This is a genomic window from Rossellomorea sp. LJF3 (assembly GCF_037046045.1).
In the GTDB taxonomy this organism is placed as follows: Bacteria; Bacillota; Bacilli; order Bacillales; family Bacillaceae_B; genus Rossellomorea.
This window is the reverse complement of the sequence record NZ_JBANLY010000049.1, coordinates 1-1698: the sequence shown is the minus strand read 5'-3', so window position 1 is coordinate 1698 and position 1698 is coordinate 1. Positions and strand designations below refer to the sequence as shown.

The 1698-nt window shown below is 38.9% G+C and carries 1 protein-coding gene and 1 tRNA gene; both read right to left on the bottom strand.

What is annotated here, in order from left to right; genetic code table 11:
• Positions 1-265 precede the first annotated feature (265 nt).
• Positions 266-865, bottom strand: a complete 600-nt coding sequence (locus V8G47_RS20690) for a 3'-5' exonuclease (RefSeq protein WP_336201682.1) — start codon at positions 863-865, stop codon at positions 266-268.
• Positions 866-1144: 279 nt separating this feature from the next.
• Positions 1145-1216 (bottom strand) — tRNA-Arg (locus V8G47_RS20685).
• Between the last annotated feature and the right edge of the window lie 482 nt (positions 1217-1698).

Genomic DNA, 1698 nt, shown 5'->3' with positions numbered 1-1698 from the left:
AAAGGGAATGCATTTGGCTAATATGATACTTAAAAAATTTTTAAAAGAGAATAAACCGGTTGTAAGCCCTGATATAATAACCTTTCCCGAGGGAGTCGAGCACCTTCCGCTACAATCAACTGTCAGGGTGTTGGTGTTCTCCATCCATAGAACACCATTCTCTTAATTAATATTCAATGGAATAAAAAGCTGATGTTAAAAAAGCTCCCTGGAGGATGCCACAATTGATAATCATAATAAGAAAAAGGTTCTCCGGAAAGTTGGGTTATTTAGCCGATTTACTTACTAATGAAGAGCGATAGATGCCTTCGGATATTTCTCCCGGTTTGATTCGAGTTTTATTGTAGAGAGCATCAAAGTCCGTGATCTTGTACTCTTCTGCTAGCTTTAGCATTATTTGAGCGCATGCTTTAGCATCATCTGCGGCATGATGATGATTATCTAATTCGATTCCAAAGTAATTACACATAGACGATAGCTGATAGGCGGGAAGGCCCTTCACCATTTTTCTGGACATTTGATATGTGCAGAGGAATTGGTTGTATACGGGCTTCATTTCATAACGGACTAAATTATCCCTCAAAGCGTATCCATCGAAGGAAAGATTATGAGCAATCATCAACTTATTCTCTATTTTACCCTTGATAGAATGATAGAAAGCATCGAACGTCATCGCGCCTTGAACATCTTGTGGTTTAATTCCATGTATTTTGATATTAAAATGATCAAACTTCTCTTCTGGATCGATTAATTGATAGATTGAATCAACAATTTCACCATTTTCTACAAATACCATTCCTACTGAGCATATACTGTGTCTTGCACGATTAGCCGTTTCAAAATCAAAAGCTATAAAATCTTTCATTCTAATCCACCATCCCCGGTTATAGATTGTTCTCCTTTGCTATATCAACGAGTTTCCTCTTCTCCAAATCTTCTCATATAAGGCGAAATAGCTTCTTCCAAAACAAATTTCCACGCATAAGCGTTCTTTACGTGCTTTGTCTCCTTCATATGTATATGACTCATAATCATACAGGATATTGATCTACGCTTCTTCAGAATAGGAACATTATATAACGAAAAAAGGTGCTTCCACAAATTAAAAACTTGTAGAAACACCTTCATATCATTCTTTCAACTACGCCCTCGGAGGGAATCGAACCCCCATTTTAAGAACCGGAATCTTACGTGCTATCCGTTGCACCACGAGGGCAAGAAATGAATAACCGTCACGAATATATATTATAAGCCAGATATTGCTTGTTTGCAATAGATATTATGGTTTATGTCTTTTTTAGCTTCCTCATTAATATCTTTTAAAATGGGTAGTGGGCATTTGTAAAAGAAGTTTATCTAAATTAAAATACTTCACTCATACTCTATCCCTATTCAGAACCACAGAGTGGATTGAAGCGGAAGGCACTTGACTCCTGCGGGAAACCACGAAAAGCGGAGGCGGCTTGCTCAGACCCGACAAGCATAAGATGAATGGGCCGGGAAGGCGTTCTTTGCCTTCTTGGACCATTTAGCTTATGACCTCGAGGGGCTAGCCGCCGGAGCTGGACAAGGGTTAGGACATCACGCAAGCCCGAGTTATCATGAACGAAACTAGCTCCTTACTCGTAACACCGTAGGTTAATTTGGTTAGACTGTTTTTGAGGAAAACAAAAACCAAATCAGAGCTACATTACGGAA